Below are 22,576 nucleotides of genomic sequence, written 5' to 3' on the forward strand. Positions count from 1 at the left end.
TATTTGTGGTATAATGAAACGATACGATAGAAAGAAAAATGAACAATATGACTGATTTAAAAGCAATTCAGGCTCGTAGTCTGGAGATGGCTGAATATTTTGTTGCCTTTTGCAAGGAGCATGATTTACTTTGTTATCTCTGTGGAGGGGGTGCTATTGGTGCCCTTCGAAACAAGGGCTTTATTCCTTGGGATGACGACCTAGACTTTTTTATGCCCCGTAAGGACTATGAAAAATTGGCAGAATTATGGCCTCGCTATGCAGATGAGCGTTATTTCTTGTCAAAGAGTCACAAGGATTTTGTCGACCGTAATCTTTTTATTACCATTCGTGACAAGGAAACTACCTGCATTAAACCTTACCAGCAAGATTTGGATTTGCCACATGGTTTGGCTTTGGATGTTTTGCCTTTAGATTATTATCCTAAAAATCCAGCTGAGCGGAAAAAACAGGTTCGTTGGGCACTGATTTATTCTCTTTTTTGTGCTCAAACTATTCCAGAAAAGCATGGCGCACTTATGAAGTGGGGAAGCCGTATTTTACTGGGGTTAACTCCAAAATCTCTCCGTTATCGCATTTGGAAAAAAGCTGAAAAAGAAATGACCAAGTACAGTCTAGCTGAGAGCGATGGAATTACGGAATTATGCTCAGGTCCTGGCTACATGAGAAACAAGTATCCAATAGCATCTTTTGAAGACAATCTTTTCTTACCATTTGAAGGAACAGAGATGCCTATTCCAGTTGGCTACGATGCCTATCTCAGCACTGCTTTTGACGATTATATGACTCCTCCGCCAGCAGACAAGCAGATGCCGCATCATGATGCTGTCATCGCTGATATGGATAAGTCTTATACAGAATACAAAGGAGAATATGGTGGCTAAGAAAAAAATCTTATTTTTTATGTGGTCTTTTTCTCTCGGAGGCGGTGCAGAAAAGATTCTGTCTACCATTGTTTCAAATCTGGATCCAGAAAAGTATGATATTGATATTCTTGAAATGGAGCACTTTGACAAGGGATACGAATCTGTTCCCAAGCATGTAGGCATTTTAAAATCTCTTCAAGATTATCGCCAAGCTAGATGGTTACGAGCTTTTTTGTGGAGAATGAGAATTTATTTTCCAAGGCTGACTCGTCGCTTGCTTGTAAAAGATGACTATGATGTTGAAGTTTCTTTTACCATTATGAATCCACCACTGTTGTTTTCTAAAAGAAAAGAAGTCAAGAAAATCTCTTGGATTCATGGAAGTATCGAAGAATTTCTTAAGGATAGCTCCAAAAGGGAATCACATAGACGCCAGTTGGATGATGCGGATATCATTGTAGGAATTTCAAAAAAGACCAGTCATTCTATCAAGGAAGTCTATCCAGATTATGATTCTAAATTACAGACGGTCTACAATGGATATGATTTTAAGACTATTTTAGAAAAATCTCAAGAGAAGATTGATATCGAGATTGCGCCTCAAAGTATCTGTGCTATCGGACGGATTGAGGAAAATAAGGGTTCTGACCGTGTGGTGGAAGTGATACGATTATTACACCAAGAGGGGAAAAACTATCACCTTTACTTTATAGGTGCTGGTGATATGGAAGAGGAACTGAAAAAGCGAGTCAAAGAGTATGAGCTTGAGGACCATGTACATTTCCTTGGTTATCAAAAAAATCCTTATCAATATTTGTCTCAGATGAAAGTTCTCTTGTCTATGTCTAAACAAGAAGGTTTTCCTGGTGTTTATGTGGAATCCTTGAGCCTTGGAATCCCTTTTGTCTCTACGGATGTTGGAGGGGCTGAGGAACTATCACAAGAAGGACGATTTGGACAAATCATTGAGAGCAATCAAGAGGCAGCTCAGGCAATTACGAACTACATGACTTCTGCCTCAAACTTTGATGTCGATGAGGCTAGCCAATTCATTCAACAATTCACAATTGCCAAACAAATCGAACAAGTAGAAAAACTATTAGAGGAGTAGCATGGGAACTGCATTAATTAGTGTCATTGTGCCAGTTTATAATGTGGCGCAGTACCTAGAAAAATCGATAGCTTCCATTCAGAAGCAGACCTATCAGAATTTGGAAATTATTCTTGTTGATGATGGTGCAACAGATGAGAGTGGTCGCTTGTGTGATTCAATCGCTGAACAAGATGACAGGGTGTCAGTGCTTCATAAAAAGAACGAAGGATTGTCGCAAGCACGAAATGATGGAATGAAGCAGGCTCACGGGGATTATCTGATTTTTATTGACTCAGATGATTATATCCATCCAGAAATGATTCAGAACTTATATGAGCAATTAGTTCAAGAAGATGCGGATGTTTCGAGCTGTGGTGTCATGAATGTCTATGCTAATGATGAAAGTCCACAGTCAGCTAATCAGGATGACTATTTTGTCTGTGATTCTCAAACATTTCTAAGGGAATACCTTATAGGTGAAAAAATACCTGGAACGATCTGCAATAAGCTAATCAAGAGAGAGATTGCAACTGCCCTATCCTTTCCTAAGGGATTGATTTACGAAGATGCCTATTATCATTTTGATTTGATCAAGTTGGCCAAGAGGTACGTTGTTAATACCAAACCCTATTATTACTATTTTCATAGAGGGGATAGTATTACGACCAAACCCTATGCAGAGAAGGATTTAGCCTATATTGATATCTACCAAAAGTTTTACAATGAAGTTATGAAAAACTATCCTGATTTGAAAGAGGTTGCTTTTTTCAGATTGGCCTATGCCCACTTCTTTATTCTGGATAAGATGTTGCTAGATGATCAGTATAAACAGTTTGAAGCCTATTCTCAGATTCATCGTTTTTTAAAAGGTCATGCTCTTGCTATTGCTAGGAATCCAATTTTCCGTAAGGGGAGAAGAATTAGTGCCTTGGCTCTATTCATAAATATTTCCTTATACCGATTTTTATTACTAAAAAATATTGAAAAATCTAAAAAATTACATTAGAACGGGGGTGAGCAAGTGATTGATGGAAAACGATTGTTATTTAGTTTGACCATAGTCAGTTATGCCATGACGCTAGTAAGTGGAATAGTATATCTGTTTAATAATAACAATGTTAGCTTGCTTTCTACTTTATTGTTCTTACTGGTTAGTAGCTTAATTGCCTGCTGGAATGACATCAAGTATTACTTAATCCATTTTATTTTCTATTTAACCATTTTTGTCTTTCTGGTATCAAGACCGACCATTGATTATTTTAGGGATGGCGCTCTGGATACCTATCATCCGATAGCTTATCGTTTTGCCTTTATAGTTGTCATGGTTTCGATTCTGGGCTTGACCACAGGAGGCGTCCTGGCTCGTTACTTCATAGCTAGGAAGAAAATAAAAGTAGCAAATATAGGAAATTCTCTAAAAGAGATTTATACCAAGCGGTTACGCTTTGTATCACTAGGAGTTTTTCTTCTAACCTATCCTTTCTATTTCATTCGGTTATTTGAACGACTCCTGTATCGCTTGCAGACTTCCTACTATGCCTACTATGCAAATTTTGAAAGTAAACTGCCTTATTTTACCTATATCTTATCAACATTTACGGTCTATGCAATGTGTATGTATTTGGCAACCAAGCCAAAGAAATGGCAGGCAACAGCAGTGCTTATCTCCTTTATTGTAGCCAATACCATTCATTTGGCAATTGGGACACGAAATCCCTTTATTTTAAGTATTTTATTTGCTTTTGTTTATTACTTTATGCGGGAGCAAACTGAAAAGGGAAAATGGATTGGGTTTAAAGAAAAGTTAGCGATTTTTTTAGGTTCTCCTATTCTCATGTTAGCGATGGGAGTGCTCAATTATGTACGGGATAATGTTCAAGTTTCCCATACAGGTTTCTGGGATATCTTACTTGACTTTATCTATAAACAAGGGACTAGTTTTGGTGTCTTGGCTCGAGGTTTTCTATTTAACAGTAGCCTCCCTTACCGAGATTTCCGTAATTTTACTTTTGGTCCTGTTCTTGATTATTTTGCAAGGGGGAGTTTGGGGTCCATTTTCGGAGGAAAAGCCTTTGAGCATACAACCAATAGTGTGGAATTAGCTATTGATAGTAATAGTTATGCCCACAATCTATCCTATCTTGTTTTGAACAAGGAATATTTGAAAGGACATGGTATCGGAAGTAGTTATATCATGGAGTTGTATACAGACTATGGTATGATAGGAGTCTTTCTACTTAGTCTCTTGCTCGGTATGCTATTTATAGCCATGTTGCAAGTAGCCTACCGCTCAAGAACAATCCTATTTGCCTTGTCCTTACTCATCTTGAATAATCTATTCTTTATGCCAAGAAGTAGCTTTTCAGAAAGTTTCTTCAATCTATTTACAATGCAATTCTGGGGAATTGTTCTTGTGATTATATTTGTAGCAAAAATGCTTACAAAAGAAAACCAGTATCTACTCAACAAAGGAGAAAAAAATCATGTTTGAACATTATTCAGTAGCTGATTTGTTTGCAAATCTTTATAAAAAACGAAAAGTAAATATTTTAGCTCTTATCGCTTTATTTGCTCTCATTGCTGTACCATTTACAATTAAAGCAGTTAGGAATAAAAACACTGTCAAAGATACAACAAGTTATTCAACTTATCTTAGCTATAAAATCACTCCTCCAGAAGATTCGGCCAAAACGATTTTGAATCATCAAATTGGTGGTTATAGTGATTTTTATGGGAAATTGATTGATGGTAATTTGAATGGAGCTTATCTTTTCAATGATGTAGAGCCCAGTGAGTTGAAAAAAATTGCCAGTGAATTAGATACGACAGAAACAACCTTGAAAAATTCTACGAATGATTATTGGTGGAAAAAACTGACTGTCTACTATATGATTGACGATGCAGGGGTTGGTGTGAAAATTTTGACACCAAGTAAAGATACTAATGACTTGTTGGAGCGAAAAATTGATGGATTGATTGAGAAATTTAAACACACTTTTGCAAATGTAAAAATTGAAAAATTGGAAACCATCAACTCTAAAGAATTGAATGCAAATGGTGAGACAGCGCTTGGATTAAATGTGAAAAATCTGATTCTCCGTTTAGCTGTTATTGGAGTAGTCTGTGTGATTTTGGTTGTGATGGGAAATGTATTGGTTTATCTCTTTAACCCAACAATCAATAGAGCAGGTGATTTTTCTCAATATCAAATTGATTTTGTAACAGAGATTACAACAATTGCTAACCTAGCAGATGTTTTGTCATACAAAAATGCTGGACAGGAATTGACTATCGTTAGCTCAAACAAAGCTATCCTAGATAAATTGAAACAAAATCAAGAGTCTTTAAAAGGAATGCATTTTGTCGATTTACAAGATGTGCCATCGCTTTTAGAAAGAGATACAGTCCTTCTTGTTGAAGAGTACGGAGTGACTCGTTATAAGAAATTTGAGCAAAGTCTTCAAATTCTCAGAAACTTAAATCGTTCTATCCTCGGTGTAGCAACCTTTAAATTATAAGTATTCTGATGTATAAGGTCTTCAAAGTCGGCTAAGAGCCGATTTTGAAGGCTTTTTCTATCTGTCTGCAGAAATTTTCTTTTGGAGTCTCCTATAGAAATACCCTAGGGAAAATCTATCCGTATAGAGGAGCCTTCTTTTGATAAAATCGTAAAAATCTAGTATAATAGATAGAACTGAAAGTATGAGGTTACTAGCAATGAAAATGAAACAAATTAGTGATACAACTTTGAAAATCACGATGTCTTTAGAGGATTTGATGGATCGTGGAATGGAGATTGCTGACTTTCTTGTTCCTCAAGAAAAAACAGAAGAGTTCTTTTATGCTATCTTGGATGAGTTAGAGATGCCTGATAGCTTTCTGGATACAGGCATGTTGAGCTTCCGTGTGACTCCAAAACCTGATAAGGTAGATGTCTTTGTAACCAAATCAAAGATTGACCAAAATCTAGATTTTGAAGACTTATCGGATTTACCAGATATGGAAGAATTGGCTCAAATGTCTCCAGATGAATTTATCAAAACCTTGGAAAAAAGCATCGCAGAAAAGACTAAAGATGATATCGAAGCGATTCAATCTCTAGAGCAAGTTGAAGCCAAGGAAGAAGAGCAGGAACAGGCTGAACAAGAAGTTGAAAGTAAGAAAGAGCCTTACATCTATTACATCCTTTCTTTTGAAAAATTAGCTGAGTTGGTGGCTTTTGCCAAGACAGTGACTTTTGAGATGGAAACTTCTGAACTCTACAAGATGAATGAGCGCTATTATTTGACCATTTTAGTGGATATTGAAAATCATCCAAGTCCATATCCAGCTTGGCTGTTGGCCCGTATGCGCGAGTTTGCAGACGATAGTGACATCAGTCGATCAGTCTTGCAGGAGTATGGTCAAGTCTTGATGAATCATGATGCAGTGCTTAATCTGCAAAAGATTGGATAATCCTTTCTGGAAAGCTATTTCTAGATTTTAAGAAGAGCGAATCATGGGATTCGTTTTTTCTTTTTATACTGAAATAGTGATTTACTATAATAGGAATTTTCACAAAATTCTGTTATAATGGCTATATTAGCAAATTTCGAGGAGACAAACATGACAGTTAAAATTGCTTTACTAGGATTTGGTACCGTTGCAAGTGGCGTGCCTTTCCTCCTAAAGGAAAATGGAGAAAAAATCAATCAATCAGCACATTCAGAGATTGAAGTTGCCAAGGTATTGGTCAAGGATGAAGATGAAAAGAATCGCTTGCTTGCAGCAGGGAATGACTTTAACTTTGTAACCAATGTGGATGATATTTTATCAGACCAAGATATTACGATCGTAGTGGAATTGATGGGGCGTATCGAACCTGCTAAGACCTTTATCACTCGTGCTTTGGAAGCTGGAAAACACGTTGTTACTGCTAACAAGGACCTTTTGGCTGTCCATGGCGCAGAATTGTTAGAAATCGCTCAAGCTAACAAGGTAGCACTTTACTACGAAGCAGCAGTAGCTGGTGGGATTCCAATTCTTCGTACCTTGGCAAATTCCTTGGCTTCTGACAAAATCACGCGCGTGCTTGGAGTAGTCAACGGAACTTCTAACTTCATGATGACCAAGATGGTGGAAGAAGGCTGGTCTTACGATGATGCTCTTGCGGAAGCGCAAAGACTTGGTTTTGCAGAAAGCGACCCGACGAATGACGTAGATGGGATTGATGCAGCCTACAAGATGGTTATTTTGAGCCAATTTGCCTTTGGCATGAAGGTTGCTTTTGACGATGTAGCCCACAAGGGAATCCGCAACATCACACCAGAAGACGTAGCTGTAGCCCAAGAACTTGGCTATGTAGTGAAATTGGTTGGTTCAATCGAAGAAACTCCTTCAGGTATTGCTGCGGAAGTGACTCCAACCTTCCTGCCTAAAGCGCATCCACTTGCCAGTGTGAATGGCGTAATGAACGCTGTCTTTGTAGAATCTATCGGTATTGGTGAGTCTATGTACTACGGACCAGGTGCTGGTCAAAAACCAACTGCAACAAGTGTTGTGGCGGATATTGTCCGTATCGTTCGCCGCTTGAATGATGGTACCATTGGTAAAGACTTCAACGAATACAGTCGTGCCTTGGTTTTGGCAAATCCAGAGGATGTCAAAGCAAACTACTACTTCTCAATCTTGGCTCCAGACTCAAAAGGTCAGGTCTTGAAACTGGCTGAAATCTTTAATGCCCAAGATATTTCCTTCAAGAAAATTCTCCAAGATGGAAAAGAGGGTGACAAGGCGCGTGTTGTGATCATTACACACAAGATTAATAAAGCCCAGCTTGAAAATGTCTCAGCTGAATTGAAGAAGGTTTCAGAATTCGACCTCTTGAATACCTTCAAGGTGCTAGGAGAATAAGATGAAGATTATTGTACCCGCAACCAGTGCCAATATCGGGCCAGGTTTTGACTCGGTCGGTGTAGCTGTAACCAAGTATCTTCAAATCGAGGTTTGCGAAGAACGAGATGAGTGGCTAATTGAACACCAGATTGGCAAATGGATTCCACATGACGAGCGTAATCTCTTGCTCAAAATCGCTTTGCAAATTGTACCAGACTTGCAACCAAGACGTTTGAAAATGACCAGTGATGTTCCCTTGGCGCGTGGTTTGGGTTCTTCCAGCTCGGTTATTGTAGCTGGGATTGAACTAGCCAACCAACTGGGTCAGCTCAACTTGTCTGATCATGAAAAATTGCAGTTAGCGACTAAGATTGAAGGCCATCCTGACAATGTAGCTCCGGCCATTTATGGTAATCTCGTTATTGCAAGCTCTGTTGATGGGGAAGTTTCAGCTATTGTAGCAGACTTCCCAGAATGTGATTTTCTAGCCTACATTCCAAACTATGAATTGCGTACTCGAGACAGCCGTGGTGTCTTGCCTAAGAAATTGTCCTATAAGGAAGCTGTTGCAGCTAGTTCTATCGCCAATGTGGCGGTTGCGGCCTTGTTGGCAGGAGACATGGTGACCGCTGGGCAAGCAATCGAGGGAGACCTCTTCCACGAGCGCTATCGTCAGGACTTGGTGAGAGAATTTGCGACGATTAAGCAAGTAGCCAAAGAGAATGGTGCCTATGCAACCTACCTCTCAGGTGCTGGGCCTACAGTTATGGTCTTGGCTTCTCATGACAAGATGCCGGCGATTAAGGCAGAATTGGAAAAGCAACCCTTCAAAGGAAAACTTCATGACTTGAAGGTTGATACCCAAGGTGTCCGTGTCGAAGCAAAATAAAGAATAGAAGATAGGATGGGGAAACTCTCGATCAGAGGGCTTCCTATCCTTTTTTTGAAAAGAAGTCTAGTAGAAAGAAAAACTATATTCCATACTCAATGAAAATCAAAGAGCAAACTAGGAAGCTAGCCGCAGGTTGCTCAAAGCAGTGCTTTGAGGTTGCAGATGTAAGCTGACGTGGTTTGAAGAGATTTTCGAAGAGTATTAGTTAAAAACGTGATAAAGGAGAAATAAAGATGGCAGAAATTTATTTAGCAGGTGGTTGTTTTTGGGGTTTAGAGGAGTATTTTTCACGCATTTCTGGAGTGCTAGCAACCAGTGTTGGCTACGCTAATGGGCAAGTCGAAACGACCAATTACCAGTTGCTCAAGGAAACAGACCATGCAGAGACGGTGCAAGTGATTTACGATGAGAAAGCAGTGTCACTCAGAGAAATTTTACTTTATTATTTCCGAGTCATAGACCCGTTATCCATTAATCAACAAGGGAATGACCGTGGTCGCCAATATCGAACTGGGATTTATTACCAAGATCAAGCAGATTTGCCAGCTATCTATACTGTTGTGCAGGAGCAGGAGCGCATGCTTGGTCGCAAGATTGCAGTAGAGGTGGAGAAACTTCGCCACTACATTCTGGCTGAAGACTACCACCAAGACTATCTCAAGAAAAATCCTTCTGGTTACTGTCATATCGATGTGACTGATGCTGAGAAGCCATTGATTGACGCAGCCAACTATGAAAAGCCTAGTCAAGAGGCGTTGAAGGAAAGCTTATCAGAAGAGTCTTACCGTGTCACCCAAGAATCTGCTACAGAGGCTCCATTTACCAATGCCTATGACCAAACCTTTGAAGAAGGGATTTATGTTGATATCACGACGGGTGAGCCACTCTTTTTTGCCAAGGATAAGTTTGCCTCAGGATGTGGTTGGCCAAGTTTTAGCCGTCCGATTTCCAAGGAATTGATTCATTATTACAAGGATCTCAGCCATGGAATGGAGCGAATTGAGGTTCGTTCTCGTTCAGGCAATGCTCACTTGGGACACGTTTTCACAGATGGGCCTCGGGAGTTAGGTGGACTTCGTTACTGTATTAATTCTGCATCCTTGCGCTTTGTGGCCAAGGATGAGATGGAAGAAGCAGGATATGGCTATTTACTTCCTTACTTAAACAAATAAAACAGAGAGGGTGGGCGCTTCCCACTTTCTTCATTTCCAGAATACGAATAGAAGGGATTTATGAAACACCTATTATCTTACTTTAAACCCTACATCAGGGAATCAATTTTAGCTCCCTTGTTCAAGCTACTAGAAGCTGTTTTTGAGCTCTTGGTTCCTATGGTGATTGCTGGGATTGTTGACCAATCATTGCCCCAGAAAAATCAAGGTCATCTCTGGATGCAGATTGGCCTGCTTCTTATCTTTGCAGTAATTGGCGTTTTAGTGGCCTTGATAGCCCAGTTTTACTCAGCTAAGGCTGCGGTAGGTTTTACCAAGGAATTGACAAACGATCTTTATCGTCATATTTTGTCTTTCCCTAAGGATAGCAGAGATCATCTGACAACTTCTAGTTTGGTGACTCGCTTGACTTCGGATACCTACCAGATTCAGACTGGTATCAATCAATTCCTGCGTCTCTTTTTGCGAGCGCCTATTATCGTTTTTGGTGCCATTTTTATGGCTTATCGAATCTCAACTGAGCTGACTTTCTGGTTTTTGGTCATGGTTGCCATTTTGACAATCGTCATTGTAGGGTTATCTCGATTGGTCAATCCTCTCTACAGTGTTCTCAGAAAGAAAACGGACCAACTAGTTCAGGAAACACGCCAGCAATTACAAGGGATGCGGGTTATTCGTGCTTTTGGACAAGAAAAACGAGAGTTACAGATTTTTCAAACTCTTAACCAAGTCTATGCTAGATTACAAGAAAAAACAGGTTTCTGGTCTAGTTTATTAACACCTTTGACTTATCTGATTGTTAATGGAACTCTCCTCGTTATTATCTGGCAGGGATATGTTTCCATTCAAGGAGGATTGCTCAGTCAAGGGGCCCTCATTGCCCTCATCAATTATCTCTTACAGATTTTGGTGGAATTGGTCAAGCTAGCCATGCTGATAAATTCTCTCAACCAGTCCTACATCTCAGCTAAGCGAATTGAGGAAGTCTTTGCTGAGGCTCCAGAAGATATTCACTTAGAGCTAGAACAAAAGCAAGCTACCAGTGATCAGGTTTTACAAGTTCAAGAACTGACCTTTACCTATCCTGATGCGGCCCAGCCTTCTCTGAGAGACATTTCCTTTGATATGAAGCAAGGGCAAATCCTTGGTATTATTGGGGGAACGGGTTCTGGTAAATCAAGTTTGGTGCAACTCATCCTTGGACTTTATCCAGCAGACAAGGGGAGCATAGATCTTTATAGAGACGGATCTAGTCCTCGTAATCTTGAGCAGTGGCGGTCTTGGATTGCTTATGTGCCTCAAAAAGTCGAGCTCTTTAAAGGAACCATTCGTTCCAACCTGACTCTAGGTTTACATCAAGAAGTAACTGACCAAGAACTCTGGCAGGCCTTGGAAATTGCACAAGCCAAGGATTTTGTTAGTGAAAAGGAAGGGCTCTTGGATGCCACTGTTGAGGCAGGAGGTCGAAATTTCTCGGGCGGTCAAAAACAAAGGCTGTCTATCGCACGAGCAGTCTTGCGCCAAACTCCATTTCTCATCCTAGATGATGCGACCTCGGCACTGGACACTATCACTGAGTCCAAGCTCTTAAAAGCTATCCGAGAAAATTCACCAAATACGAGCTTAATTTTAATTTCTCAACGAACCTCAACACTTCGGATGGCAGACCAGATTCTCCTCTTGGAAAAAGGTGAGCTCCTAGCTATCGGCAAGCACGAGGACTTGATGAAATCCAGTCAAGTCTATCGCGAAATCAATGAATCCCAACATGGAAAGGAGAACTAGCATGAGACGACAAACTGCAAATCAAACACTCACACGTTTGGCCAAAGATTTATCAAGTCATCCTTTCCTCCTTTTCCTAGCCTTTCTAGGAACCATTGCCCAGGTTGCCTTATCAATCTACCTACCTATTCTGATTGGGCAGGTCATCGACCAAGTTCTAGTGATTGGTTCATCATCGGTTTTTTGGCAGATTTTCGTTCAAATGATCTTGGTGGTCATAGGAAATACTCTGGTACAATGGGTAAATCCTCTTCTTTATAATCGCCTAATCTTCTCTTATACCAGAGACTTGCGAGAGAAAATCATCCATAAGCTCCATCGTCTACCGATTGCTTTTGTAGATAGGCAAGGTAGTGGTGAGATGGTCAGTCGTGTAACCACGGACATCGAACAGTTGGTAGCTGGTTTAACAATGATTTTTAACCAATTTTTCATTGGAGTCTTGATGATTTTGGTTAGTATTCTAGCCATGCTTCAGATTCATCTCCTCATGACTCTATTGGTCTTGCTGTTGACGCCACTGTCAATGGTGATTTCACGCTTCATTGCCAAACGATCTTATCATCTCTTCCATAAGCAAACAGAGACGAGGGGAATTCAGACTCAGTTGATTGAAGAATCGTTGAGCCAGCAGACCATTATTCAGTCTTTTAATGCTCAGGCAGAGTTTATACGAAGACTGCGTGAGGCTAATGACAACTACGCAGGCTATTCTCAGTCAGCCATCTTTTATTCTTCAACGGTCAATCCTTCGACTCGCTTTGTAAATGCGCTCATTTATGCCCTTCTAGCTGGAGTGGGAGCTTATCGTATCATGATAGGCTCCACCTTGACTATTGGACGCTTAGTGACCTTTTTGAACTATGTCCAACAGTACACCAAGCCCTTTAACGATATTTCTTCAGTTCTAGCCGAATTGCAAAGTGCCTTGGCATGTGCAGAGCGTGTCTATGCTGTCTTAGAAAGCTCTGAGTTGGCTGAAACAGGCAGGGAAGTCTTGACTAGTGACCAAGTTAAGGGAGCTATTTCCTTTAAACAGGTCTCTTTTGGCTACCATCCTGAAAAGATTTTGATTAAGGATTTATCTATTGACATCCCAGCTGGTAGCAAGGTGGCTATTGTTGGTCCGACAGGTGCTGGTAAATCAACCCTTATCAATCTTCTTATGCGTTTCTATCCTATTAACTCGGGAGATATCTTGCTGGATGGGAAATCTATTTATAACTATAGTCGTGCTTCGCTACGACAGCAGTTTGGCATGGTGCTCCAAGAAACCTGGCTCAAGCAAGGGACCATTCATGACAATATTGCCTTTGGTAATCCTGAAGCCAGTCGAGAGCAGGTGATTGCTGCTGCCAAAGCAGCCAATGCCGACTTTTTCATCCAACAGTTGCCACAAGGCTATGATACCAAGCTTGAAAATGCGGGTGAATCTCTCTCTGTAGGTCAGGCACAGCTTTTGACCATAGCCCGAGTCTTTCTGGCTATTCCCAAGATTCTCATCTTAGACGAGGCAACTTCTTCTATCGATACGCGGACAGAAGTGTTGGTACAGGATGCCTTTGCTAAACTCATGAAGGGGCGCACAAGCTTTATCATTGCCCACCGCTTGTCAACCATTCAGGATGCGGATATGATTCTAGTCTTAGTGGATGGTGATATTGTTGAGTATGGGAACCATCAGGATCTCATGACTAGAAAGGGCAAGTATTACCAAATGCTAAAAGCTGCAGCTTTTAGCTCTGAATAATCCTTTCTCTTTTGAAATTTTATGGACGAAAAAAGTTGCCTTCAGGTAACTTTTTTGTTACAATAGCTAGAAAAATTGTTCACTGTAATACTTAATGAAAATCAAAGATTAAACTAGGAAGCTAGCCGCAGGTTGCTAAAAGCACTGATTTGATGTTGTAGATAAGACTGACGAAGTCAGCTCATATCTACTCCAAGGTGAAGCTGATGTGGTTTGAAGAGATTTTAGAAGAGTATAAATTGTCTTTTAGAAAAGGAGCCTATAATGAAAGTCTTTCAGCATGTAAACATCGTGACTTGTGACCAAAATTTCCATGTTTATTTGGATGGAATCTTAGCAGTTAAGGATTCTCAAATCGTCTATGTCGGTCAAGAGAAACCAGAGATTTTAGATCAGGCCGAGCAGATTATAGACTATCAGGGAGCCTGGATCATGCCTGGTTTGGTCAATTGCCACACTCATTCTGCTATGACAGGCTTGCGAGGAATTCGAGATGACAGCAATCTCCATGAATGGCTCAATGACTATATCTGGCCTGCAGAAGCTGAGTTTACTCCAGATATGACTACCAAGGCGGTCAAAGAAGCGCTGACAGAAATGCTCCAGTCAGGAACAACAACCTTTAACGATATGTATAATCCCAATGGAGTGGAGATTGAGCAGATTTATCAGGCAGTCGAGGCTTCCAAGATGCGTTGTTATTTCTCACCGACCCTCTTTTCTTCAGATACAGAAACAACTGATGAGACTATAAGCAGAATACGAGCTATCATCGAGGAAATCTTAGGATATGAAAATCCAAATTTCAAGGTAATGGTAGCCCCGCATTCTCCCTACAGCTGTAGTAGAGACTTGCTGGAAGAGAGCTTAGATATGGCAAAAGAGCTGGATATTCCTATCCATATCCATGTGGCGGAAACCAAGGAGGAGTCAGGCATTCTCCTGAAACGCTACGGCAAACGCCCTCTCGTCTTTCTAGAAGAACTGGGTTACTTAGATCATCCGTCTGTCTTTGCTCATGGGGTCGAATTAAACGAGAAAGAAATTGAACGTTTGGCAATGTCTCAAGTATCTATCGCCCACAATCCTATCAGTAACCTCAAATTGGCCTCAGGGATTGCTCCCATCATCCAACTGCAAAAAGCAGGAGTAGCAGTCGGTATTGCGACTGACTCGGTTGCTTCTAATAATAATTTAGACATGTTTGAGGAAGGACGGACAGCAGCCCTTCTTCAGAAGATGAAGAGTGGGGATGCTAGCCAATTTCCTATAGAAGTAGCCCTCAAGGCACTGACAATCGAAGGGGCCAAGGTCCTTGGAATGGAAAATCAGATAGGAAGCCTAGAAGTCGGCAAGCAGGCAGATTTTCTGGTCATCCAACCACAAGGGAAAATCCATCTTCAACCCCAAGAAAATATGCTCTCTCACCTAGTCTATGCTGTCAAGTCCAGTGATGTAGATGATGTCTATATTGCCGGAGAACCAGTAGTTAAGCAAGGTCAAGTCCTAACAGTAGAACTTTAAAAGAAAAATCACTGAAAGTTCTATAATGAAGTTAGCCACCCATCTCTCCTAAAAATTATATGGTTCAACTAGCTGATAGCTAGTCTTCGATTTCATTTGACAATCGATAGACGTCGCTTAATCGAAAGATGGAAAAAGAAGGAAAATCAAATAGAGAAATTGCCTCTCTGCTTGGAAAATCTCCTCAAACTATCCACACTGAAATCAAGCGTGAGACAGTCCTACAATGTCTTGGAAAAGGGCGCTTCAAAAAGGTTTATTCTGCCGACTATGCTCAACAATCTTATGAAAGCAATCGCAAGCGCTCGATCAAGAAATTAAGCTTAACCAAGGAACTAAAGGAAAAGATTCTCCACTATCATAATCAAAAGTTTTCTCCTGAAATGATGGTCAAGGCTAAGGAGGTTAACGTGGGCGTTTCTACCATCTACTACTGGATTTATCATGGAAAATTGGGGTTAACCAAGCAGGATCGGTAAATTCTAAAACTAACTTCCAGTTTCCCACAATCTAGCTTTTAGTATGAGAAAAATGCGTGACATTAGTGGAAAACCGTCTTAGACTAACTTCTACTTGTTTTCTTTTTCTTGGTATATAAGGATTCAAAAGAGAAAAGACTCAGAAAAAAGTGCACGACAAATAGCCCTAAAACAGAGTCGTCTTAGACTAACTTCCAGTGTTGAGAGAGAAATGGAAGTTACTTTGAGAAGTTACGGTTTAAAGATTTTTAAATAAATTGGATAAAAGATTTGAATTTTAATTCAATGCATGTTATAATCATACAGTACTCTATTTTAGAAAGCAGTGTGACTATGAATTTTTCTTTTTTACCTAAGTATTTACCTTATTTTAACTATGGGGCTGTTGTGACGGTTCTCATTTCTATCTGTGTTGTCTTTTTGGGAACTATTTTGGGTGTTGTCTTGGCTTTTGGGCAACGTTCAAAGTTTAAACCGCTTGTTTGGCTGGCCAATTTGTACGTTTGGATTTTCCGTGGGACACCGATGATGGTTCAGATTATGATTGCCTTTGCTCTTATGCATATCAATGCCCCGACTATTCAGGTTGGAATTTTGGGTGTTGATCTTTCTCGTCTGATTCCAGGGATTTTGATTATCTCTATGAATAGTGGTGCTTATGTTTCTGAGACTGTTCGTGCTGGAATCAATGCAGTTCCAAAAGGTCAGCTAGAGGCGGCTTATTCGCTAGGGATTCGTCCTAAAAATGCGATGCGCTATGTGATTTTGCCACAAGCCATCAAAAATATCTTGCCAGCATTGGGGAACGAATTTATCACCATTATCAAGGACAGCTCCCTCTTATCAGCTATCGGTGTTATGGAGTTGTGGAACGGGGCTACAACAGTCTCTACAACAACCTATCTACCTTTAACCCCACTTTTATTTGCAGCCTTTTATTACTTGATTATGACCTCTATTTTGACAGTAGCCTTGAAAGCTTTTGAAAAACGTATGGGACAAGGAGATAAGAAATAATGACAGAAACCTTGATAAAAATTGAAAATTTACATAAATCATTTGGAAAGAATGAAGTATTAAAGGGCATCAACCTCGAGATTAAAAGAGGAGAAGTTGTCGTTATCATCGGTCCTTCGGGGAGCGGGAAATCTACCTTGCTTCGCTCTATGAATTTGTTGGAAGAAGCAACTAAAGGGAAGGTTATCTTTGAGGGAGTCGATATTACGGACAAAAAGAATGACCTGTTTGCCATGCGTGAGAAGATGGGCATGGTTTTCCAACAATTCAATCTCTTTCCTAATATGACTGTGATGGAAAATATCACCTTGTCACCTATCAAGACCAAAGGTGAGAGCAAGGCTGTTGCTGAGAAGAGAGCTCAGGAACTTTTGGAAAAAGTTGGTTTACCAGATAAGGCAGACGCTTATCCACAGAGTTTGTCAGGTGGCCAGCAACAACGGATTGCCATCGCGCGTGGGTTGGCCATGGAACCAGATGTTTTGCTCTTTGATGAGCCAACTTCAGCCTTGGACCCTGAGATGGTTGGAGAAGTTCTAGCTGTTATGCAAGACCTTGCCAAGTCAGGAATGACCATGGTTATCGTAACACATGAAATGGGATTTGCCCGTGAGGTGGCAGATCGTGTTATCTTTATGGCAGACGGTGTGGTTGTTGAAGATGGGACACCTGAGCAGATTTTTGAACAAACCCAAGAACAACGGACTAAAGATTTCTTGAGTAAGGTTTTATAAGTTAGCTTTGTTTAGCTATTTGTAGTCAACTTTACATATAAAATATAGATTAATGAAAAGCTCAACCAGAGCTTTTTCTTATAGTTTGAAACTATAGGATAGCCTAGGAAAGAAGTGTTAGAGGGGACCAACAGTTTTTGGTATAATGGAAGATATTTGAAAGAAAAGAGAAGTGATATGACACAGATTATTGATGGGAAAGCTTTAGCGGCCAAATTGCAGGGGCAGTTGGCTGAAAAGACTGCAAAATTAAAGGAAGAAACAGGTCTAGTGCCTGGTTTGGTAGTGATTTTGGTTGGGGACAATCCAGCCAGCCAAGTTTACGTTCGCAACAAGGAGAGGTCAGCTCTTGCGGCTGGTTTCCGTAGCGAAGTAGTGCGAGTTCCAGAGACCATTACTCAAGAGGAATTGTTAGACCTGATTGCTAAATACAATCAGGATCCAGCTTGGCATGGGATTTTGGTTCAGTTGCCATTACCAAAACACATTGATGAAGAGGCGGTTCTATTGGCTATTGACCCAGAAAAGGATGTGGATGGTTTCCATCCCCTAAATATGGGACGCCTTTGGTCTGGTCATCCAGTCATGATTCCTTCGACACCTGCAGGAATTATGGAGATGTTTCATGAATATGGGATTGACTTGGAAGGTAAAAATGCGGTCGTCATCGGTCGTTCCAATATCGTTGGAAAACCCATGGCTCAGCTTCTTTTGGCCAAGAATGCAACAGTGACCTTGACTCACTCACGCACCCATAATCTTGCCAAGGTGGCTGCTAAAGCAGATATTCTGGTGGTCGCAATCGGTCGTGCTAAATTTGTGACTGCTGACTTTGTCAAACCAGGTGCGGTAGTCATTGACGTTGGGATGAATCGCGATGAAAATGGTAAGCTCTGTGGGGATGTTGATTATGAGGCAGTTGCCCCACTTGCTAGCCATATTACGCCAGTCCCTGGAGGTGTCGGTCCTATGACCATTACTATGCTGATGGAGCAAACTTATCAAGCAGCACTTCGGACATTGGATAGAAAATAAGAGAAAAATCGCTGAAGAGAGTGTATTTTCTATAGCTATATCTGAAATGGCAGAAATGAGTATTAAATTGGCTCTTTGTCAACTGTAGTGGGTTGATGAAAAGCTAAGATCTAGAAAGGACAAATTTCGTCCTTTCTTTTTTAATGTTCAGAGCGATAAAAATCCTTTTTTTGAAGTTTTCAAAGTTCCGAAAACCAAAGGCATTGCGCTTGATAAGCTTGATGAGATTATTAGTGGCTTCCAATTTTGCGTTAGAATAGGGTAGTTGAAGAGCGTTGACAATTTTCTCTTTGTCCTTGATAAAGGTTTTAAAAACAGTCTGAAAAAGAGGATGAACCAGCTTAAGATTGTCCTCAATGAGTCCGAAAAATTTGTCTGCCTCCTTGTTCTGAAAGTGAAAAAGCAGGAGCTGGTAGAGATGATAGTGGTGTTTCAAGTCCTCTGAATAGCTAAAAAGCTTGTCTAAAATCTCTTTATTCGTCAAGTGCATGCGAAAAGTAGGGCGATAAAAACGTTTATCGCTGAGTTTACGACTATCCTGTTGGATGAGTTTCCAGTAGCGTTTGATGGCCTTGTATTCATGAGATTTTCGTTCAAACTGATTCATGATTTGGACACGCAAACGACTCATAGCACGGCTTATATGTTGTACAATGTGAAAGAAATCCAACACGATTTTAGCGTTTGGGAGTGAAACAGTTTGGGAGACTGTTTCAGCCTGAGCATAGAAATTCGAAAGCGAAGTTGTTTAGCTAAGTCATAGTAAGGGCTAAACATATCCATAGTAATGATTTTCACCTGACAACGAACGGCTCTATCGTAGCGAAGAAAGCGACTTCGAATAATAGCTTGTGTTCGTCCCTCAAGAACAGTGATGATATTGATATTGTCAAAATCTTGCGCAATGAAACTCATCTTTCCCTTGGTAAAGGAGTACTCATCCCAAGACATAATCTCAGGCAGACGAGAAAAATCATGCTTAAAGTGAAAGTCATTAAGCTTGCGAATGACAGTTGAAGTTGAAATAGACAACTGATGGGCAATATCGGTCCAAGAAGTCTTTTCAATCAGCTTCTGAGCAATTTTTTGGTTGATGATACGAGGGATTTGATGATTTTTCTTTACTAGAGGAGTCTCAGCAACCATCATTTTCAAGCAATGATAGCACCTAAAACGGCGTTTTCTAAGGAGAATTCTAGTAGGCATACCAATCGTTTCAAGATAAGGAATTTTAGAAGGTTTTTGAAAGTCATATTTCTTCATTTGACTTCCGCACTCAGGACAAGATGGAGCTTTATAGTCCAGTTTGGCGATGATTTCCATGTGTGTATCCTTATTGATGATGTCTAAAATCTGGATATTAGGGTCTTTAATGTCTAGTAATTTTGTGATAAAATGTAATTGTTCCATATGATTCTTTCTAATGAGTTGTTTTGTCGCTTTTCATTATAGATCTTATGGGACTTTTTTTCTACACAAAAATAGGCTTTTTTCTAAAAATCCCTAGTCAAGCGCTTTATTTTTTTGTATAATAGAAGTAGTAAAGTATAGATAAGAAGAGAAAAGCATGATTACACTATTTTTATCACCGAGCTGTACATCATGTCGTAAGGCGAAGGCCTGGTTAGAAAAACATAAGGTTCCCTTTGTGGAACACAATATTATGACCAGTCCTTTAACAAGAAAAGAATTGCAACACATCCTTTCCTTGACCGAAAATGGTACTGATGACATCATTTCAACTCGTTCAAAAATTTTTCAAAAATTGAATATTGATGTAGAGAGTATCTCGGTATCGGAATTGCTTCATTTGATTGAGCAGTACCCTAGTCTTTTGCGTCGTCCCATTATTATTGATGCCAAGCGCATGCAAATCGGTTTTAATGAAGATGAGATTCGTGCTTTTCTCCCTCGTAGTTACCGTAAGCAAGAACTAAAAGAAGCAAGAATGAGAGCTGGTATTAGTTAATGAACAAACAGTATAGTTACCCACTAGATTTGTCGTGGAGCACTGAAGAACTTGCTTCAGTGCTTTCTTTTTTTAATGATGTTGAAGCTGCCTATGAAGGCAAGGTAGAGGCTAAAAAGTTATTGGACTCTTATAAGGGGTTCAAGGCGGTTGTGCCAAGCAAGAGTGAAGAAAAACGTTTGGGACGAGAATTGGAAACAGTCAGTGGCTATTCGCTTTACCGAGCAGTTCAGGCGGCTAAGGAAAAAGGGGAAGGAAAGATTTCTCTTGGAAAGTAAATTTGAATTTGCTAAAGAGCTAATTAAGAAAGTGGGTCAGTACATTCTTGACCATATGCAGGAAGATTTGTGTGTTGAGATCAAGTCCTCTCCAACAGATTTGGTGACCAGACTGGACAAGGAAGTTCAGGAGCTATTGGTTGGTGAGATTTTGTCTCGTTATCCTGAGGATAAGATTTGTGCTGAAGAGGGCTGTTTGCGAGCTTCAGTTCAAGAGGGCAAGGTTTGGATCATTGATCCCATTGATGGGACCAATAATTTTGTCGCCCAGCAGGAAGATTTTGCTGTTATGATGGCTTATTTTGAAAATGGTCAGGGACAGTTTGGACTGATTTATGATGTGATCAAAGGGGATTGTTACCACGGTGGTGGGGAATTTCCAGTTTGTCTAAATGATAGGCCCCTAGCTCCCTTTAAAGCCAAACCACTTGGAGATTTTCTCATTGCAGGAAATAGTGGTATGTTGGAAACCAATGAATGGGGCTTGGCTGATTTGGGTCGAGCAGCACTTGGTGTTCGTGTCTATGGGAGTGCGGCCATCAGTTTTGCCAAGATTTTGTCAGGGCGTTTGTTGACCTATGTCACCTATCTGCAACCATGGGATTATGCTGCGGCTAGTATTTTAGGGGAAAGTCTGGGCTATCGGGTTGTAACCCTTTTTGGTGAAGCTCCTGATTTTCAAACCAGACAACCGGTCATGATGCTACCTCTTGAGATGCAGGAGGAAATTCAGTCCTATATTTACGAAAGGAAAAGAACTTAAATGCAATTTCCAGAAGGATTTGTTGAAAAATATGAAGAGATACTAGGAGATGAGGCAAGAGATTTTCTTGCCTCTTTTGAGGAGGAAGCGGTTTCGGCCTTTCGGGTTAATCCTTTAAAAGAAGCGCCAGTTTCCTTTCCTGATGCCATTCCTCAAACTCCTTGGGGACATTATGGGAAGGTATCAGGGAAATCGCCTGAGCATGCTACTGGTTTGATTTATTCGCAAGAACCTGCTGCTCAGATGGTTGCTCAGGTAGCCCAGCCCAGTCCTGGCATGAAAGTCTTGGATTTGGCTGCTGCACCGGGTGGCAAATCAACTCAACTAGCAGCCTATCTAGCAGGGGAAGGGCTACTTGTTTCCAATGAAATTTCAAGCAAACGGGCTAAGATTTTAGTAGAAAATATGGAGCGCTTTGGAGCGACCAATATCGTGGTGACCAATGAATCTGCCGACCGCTTGGCAAAGGTTTTTAAGGGCTATTTTGATCTGATTGTCCTTGATGCCCCTTGCTCTGGGGAAGGGATGTTTCGTAAGCAACCAGATGCTATGGACTATTGGAGCTTAGATTATCCGAGTCAATGTGCTAGCTTGCAAAGAGAGATTCTATCGGATGCGGTGACCATGCTAGCTGAAGGCGGTCGATTTGTTTATTCAACATGCACCTGGGCACCCGAGGAAAACGAAGAGATTGTCAATTGGCTACTGAAAGAGTATGATTTTGACTTGTTGCCAGTAGAGCATATCAATGGAATGGTCGCTGGTATTGACCTGCCAGAGACGGCTCGTATGTATCCTCATCAGTTTAAGGGAGAGGGTCAGTTTGTCGCCCATCTACAGTTTAAGGGTAACAATCCAGCTCCTAAATTTAAGGCAAGTAAGAGTAACCTCAGCCGAGAACAAGTTGCCTTGTGGCAGGAATTTGCCCAAAAACACTTGAAAATCAATCTAAGGGGGATCTTGCAGACTTTTGGTGACCAACTCTATCTCTTACCAGAACTTTTACCAGATTTAGGGAAACTCAAGATTGCTCGCAATGGCCTGCATCTGGGTACCTTTAAGAAAAAACGCTTTGAGCCTAGTTTTGCTCTTGGTCTAGCCTTGAAACCGAGTCAGGTCAAGCAGTCGGTTGAAATTGACCAAGAAGCATTTGTAAAGTATGTGGCTGGAGAAACCGTTCAGCTGGCGGAAAGTATGCCAAATGGTTGGTACCAAGTTTTGGTTCAAGGCAATGGCTTGGGCTTTGCTAAGGTGACTGGAAATGTTTTGAAAAATTATTTTCCAAAAGGCCTCAGATTCAAGTGAAAATGCTAGTCAAAGTAGCTTGTCTATGTTATAGTTGAAG

19 protein-coding genes and 2 pseudogenes are annotated in these 22,576 nt (G+C 40.6%); 20 read left to right on the forward strand and 1 reads right to left on the reverse strand.

The window, feature by feature from the left end; translation table 11 throughout:
• Positions 1-38: 38 nt before the first annotated feature.
• The 16 genes and pseudogenes from HT714_RS05660 (at position 39) to HT714_RS05735 (ending at position 18,221) form a co-directional block, all read left to right on the forward strand.
• Complete coding sequence (locus HT714_RS05660; protein ID WP_205380490.1) at positions 39-884, forward strand: phosphorylcholine transferase LicD; 846 nt, start codon at positions 39-41, stop codon at positions 882-884.
• Entirely contained in the window at positions 874-1,977 is a 1,104-nt protein-coding gene (locus tag HT714_RS05665) for a glycosyltransferase (protein ID WP_173226733.1), read from the forward strand. Before HT714_RS05660 ends, HT714_RS05665 begins: the two co-directional genes overlap by 11 nt.
• 1 nt (position 1,978) lies before the next feature.
• On the forward strand, positions 1,979-2,965 hold the full coding sequence (locus HT714_RS05670) for a glycosyltransferase family 2 protein (RefSeq protein WP_173226731.1): 987 nt from the start codon (positions 1,979-1,981) through the stop codon (positions 2,963-2,965).
• Positions 2,966-2,980: 15 nt separating this feature from the next.
• Positions 2,981-4,450 carry an O-antigen polysaccharide polymerase Wzy gene (locus HT714_RS05675; RefSeq protein WP_173226729.1) on the forward strand — a complete coding sequence of 490 codons (1,470 nt, stop codon included), beginning with the start codon at positions 2,981-2,983 and terminating at the stop codon, positions 4,448-4,450.
• Complete coding sequence (locus HT714_RS05680) at positions 4,443-5,477, forward strand: prephenate dehydratase (RefSeq protein ID WP_173226727.1); 1,035 nt, start codon at positions 4,443-4,445, stop codon at positions 5,475-5,477. The genes HT714_RS05675 and HT714_RS05680 overlap by 8 nt, the downstream gene beginning before the upstream one ends.
• Before the next feature lie 199 nt (positions 5,478-5,676).
• Positions 5,677-6,414: an adaptor protein MecA gene (gene mecA, locus HT714_RS05685; protein ID WP_173226724.1), complete on the forward strand. Its 738-nt coding sequence runs from the start codon at positions 5,677-5,679 to the stop codon at positions 6,412-6,414.
• A 150-nt stretch (positions 6,415-6,564) separates the two neighbouring features.
• Positions 6,565-7,851 carry a homoserine dehydrogenase gene (locus HT714_RS05690; RefSeq protein WP_173226722.1) on the forward strand — a complete coding sequence of 429 codons (1,287 nt, stop codon included), beginning with the start codon at positions 6,565-6,567 and terminating at the stop codon, positions 7,849-7,851.
• Position 7,852: 1 nt separating this feature from the next.
• Positions 7,853-8,722, forward strand: a complete 870-nt coding sequence (gene thrB / locus HT714_RS05695; protein ID WP_173226720.1) for a homoserine kinase — start codon at positions 7,853-7,855, stop codon at positions 8,720-8,722.
• A 236-nt stretch (positions 8,723-8,958) separates the two neighbouring features.
• Entirely contained in the window at positions 8,959-9,897 is a 939-nt protein-coding gene (gene msrB / locus HT714_RS05700; RefSeq protein WP_173226718.1) for a peptide-methionine (R)-S-oxide reductase MsrB, read from the forward strand.
• A gap of 60 nt (positions 9,898-9,957) precedes the next feature.
• Complete coding sequence (locus HT714_RS05705; RefSeq protein ID WP_173226716.1) at positions 9,958-11,682, forward strand: ABC transporter ATP-binding protein; 1,725 nt, start codon at positions 9,958-9,960, stop codon at positions 11,680-11,682.
• A gap of 1 nt (position 11,683) precedes the next feature.
• Entirely contained in the window at positions 11,684-13,432 is a 1,749-nt protein-coding gene (locus HT714_RS05710; protein WP_173226714.1) for an ABC transporter ATP-binding protein, read from the forward strand.
• Positions 13,433-13,696: 264 nt separating this feature from the next.
• A complete protein-coding gene (locus HT714_RS05715) occupies positions 13,697-14,956 on the forward strand; it encodes a TRZ/ATZ family protein (RefSeq protein WP_173226712.1) in 1,260 nt (419 codons plus the stop codon).
• Positions 14,957-15,028: 72 nt separating this feature from the next.
• A pseudogene (locus HT714_RS05720) lies at positions 15,029-15,429 on the forward strand (helix-turn-helix domain-containing protein); the annotation flags it as partial.
• A gap of 339 nt (positions 15,430-15,768) precedes the next feature.
• Positions 15,769-16,452, forward strand: a complete 684-nt coding sequence (locus HT714_RS05725; protein WP_001011642.1) for an amino acid ABC transporter permease — start codon at positions 15,769-15,771, stop codon at positions 16,450-16,452.
• Positions 16,452-17,186, forward strand: a complete 735-nt coding sequence (locus HT714_RS05730) for an amino acid ABC transporter ATP-binding protein (RefSeq protein ID WP_000140954.1) — start codon at positions 16,452-16,454, stop codon at positions 17,184-17,186. Before HT714_RS05725 ends, HT714_RS05730 begins: the two co-directional genes overlap by 1 nt.
• 177 nt (positions 17,187-17,363) lie before the next feature.
• Positions 17,364-18,221 carry a bifunctional methylenetetrahydrofolate dehydrogenase/methenyltetrahydrofolate cyclohydrolase gene (locus HT714_RS05735; protein ID WP_000192089.1) on the forward strand — a complete coding sequence of 286 codons (858 nt, stop codon included), beginning with the start codon at positions 17,364-17,366 and terminating at the stop codon, positions 18,219-18,221.
• A gap of 103 nt (positions 18,222-18,324) precedes the next feature.
• Here the strand turns inward: HT714_RS05735 and HT714_RS05740 are convergent.
• A pseudogene (locus tag HT714_RS05740) lies at positions 18,325-19,631 on the reverse strand (ISL3 family transposase).
• Between the two features lie 157 nt (positions 19,632-19,788).
• On the opposite strand from HT714_RS05740, the gene HT714_RS05745 reads away from it, so the two are divergent.
• Genes HT714_RS05745 through HT714_RS05760 form a run of 4 tightly spaced genes read left to right on the forward strand, consistent with a single transcriptional unit; the run spans position 19,789 to position 22,536 of the window.
• Positions 19,789-20,190: a Spx/MgsR family RNA polymerase-binding regulatory protein gene (locus tag HT714_RS05745; RefSeq protein WP_000631259.1), complete on the forward strand. Its 402-nt coding sequence runs from the start codon at positions 19,789-19,791 to the stop codon at positions 20,188-20,190.
• Positions 20,190-20,468, forward strand: coding sequence for a UPF0223 family protein (locus HT714_RS05750; RefSeq protein WP_173226710.1), 279 nt, complete (start codon positions 20,190-20,192; stop codon positions 20,466-20,468). Before HT714_RS05745 ends, HT714_RS05750 begins: the two co-directional genes overlap by 1 nt.
• A complete protein-coding gene (locus HT714_RS05755; protein WP_173226708.1) occupies positions 20,458-21,231 on the forward strand; it encodes an inositol monophosphatase family protein in 774 nt (257 codons plus the stop codon). The genes HT714_RS05750 and HT714_RS05755 overlap by 11 nt, the downstream gene beginning before the upstream one ends.
• Positions 21,232-22,536 (forward strand): RsmF rRNA methyltransferase first C-terminal domain-containing protein, encoded by a 1,305-nt coding sequence (locus tag HT714_RS05760; RefSeq protein WP_173226706.1) that lies wholly within the window; start codon positions 21,232-21,234, stop codon positions 22,534-22,536.
• The last annotated feature ends 40 nt before the right edge of the window (positions 22,537-22,576 follow it).

This window comes from Streptococcus sp. 3705, from assembly GCF_013277145.1.
Taxonomy (GTDB): domain Bacteria; phylum Bacillota; class Bacilli; order Lactobacillales; family Streptococcaceae; genus Streptococcus.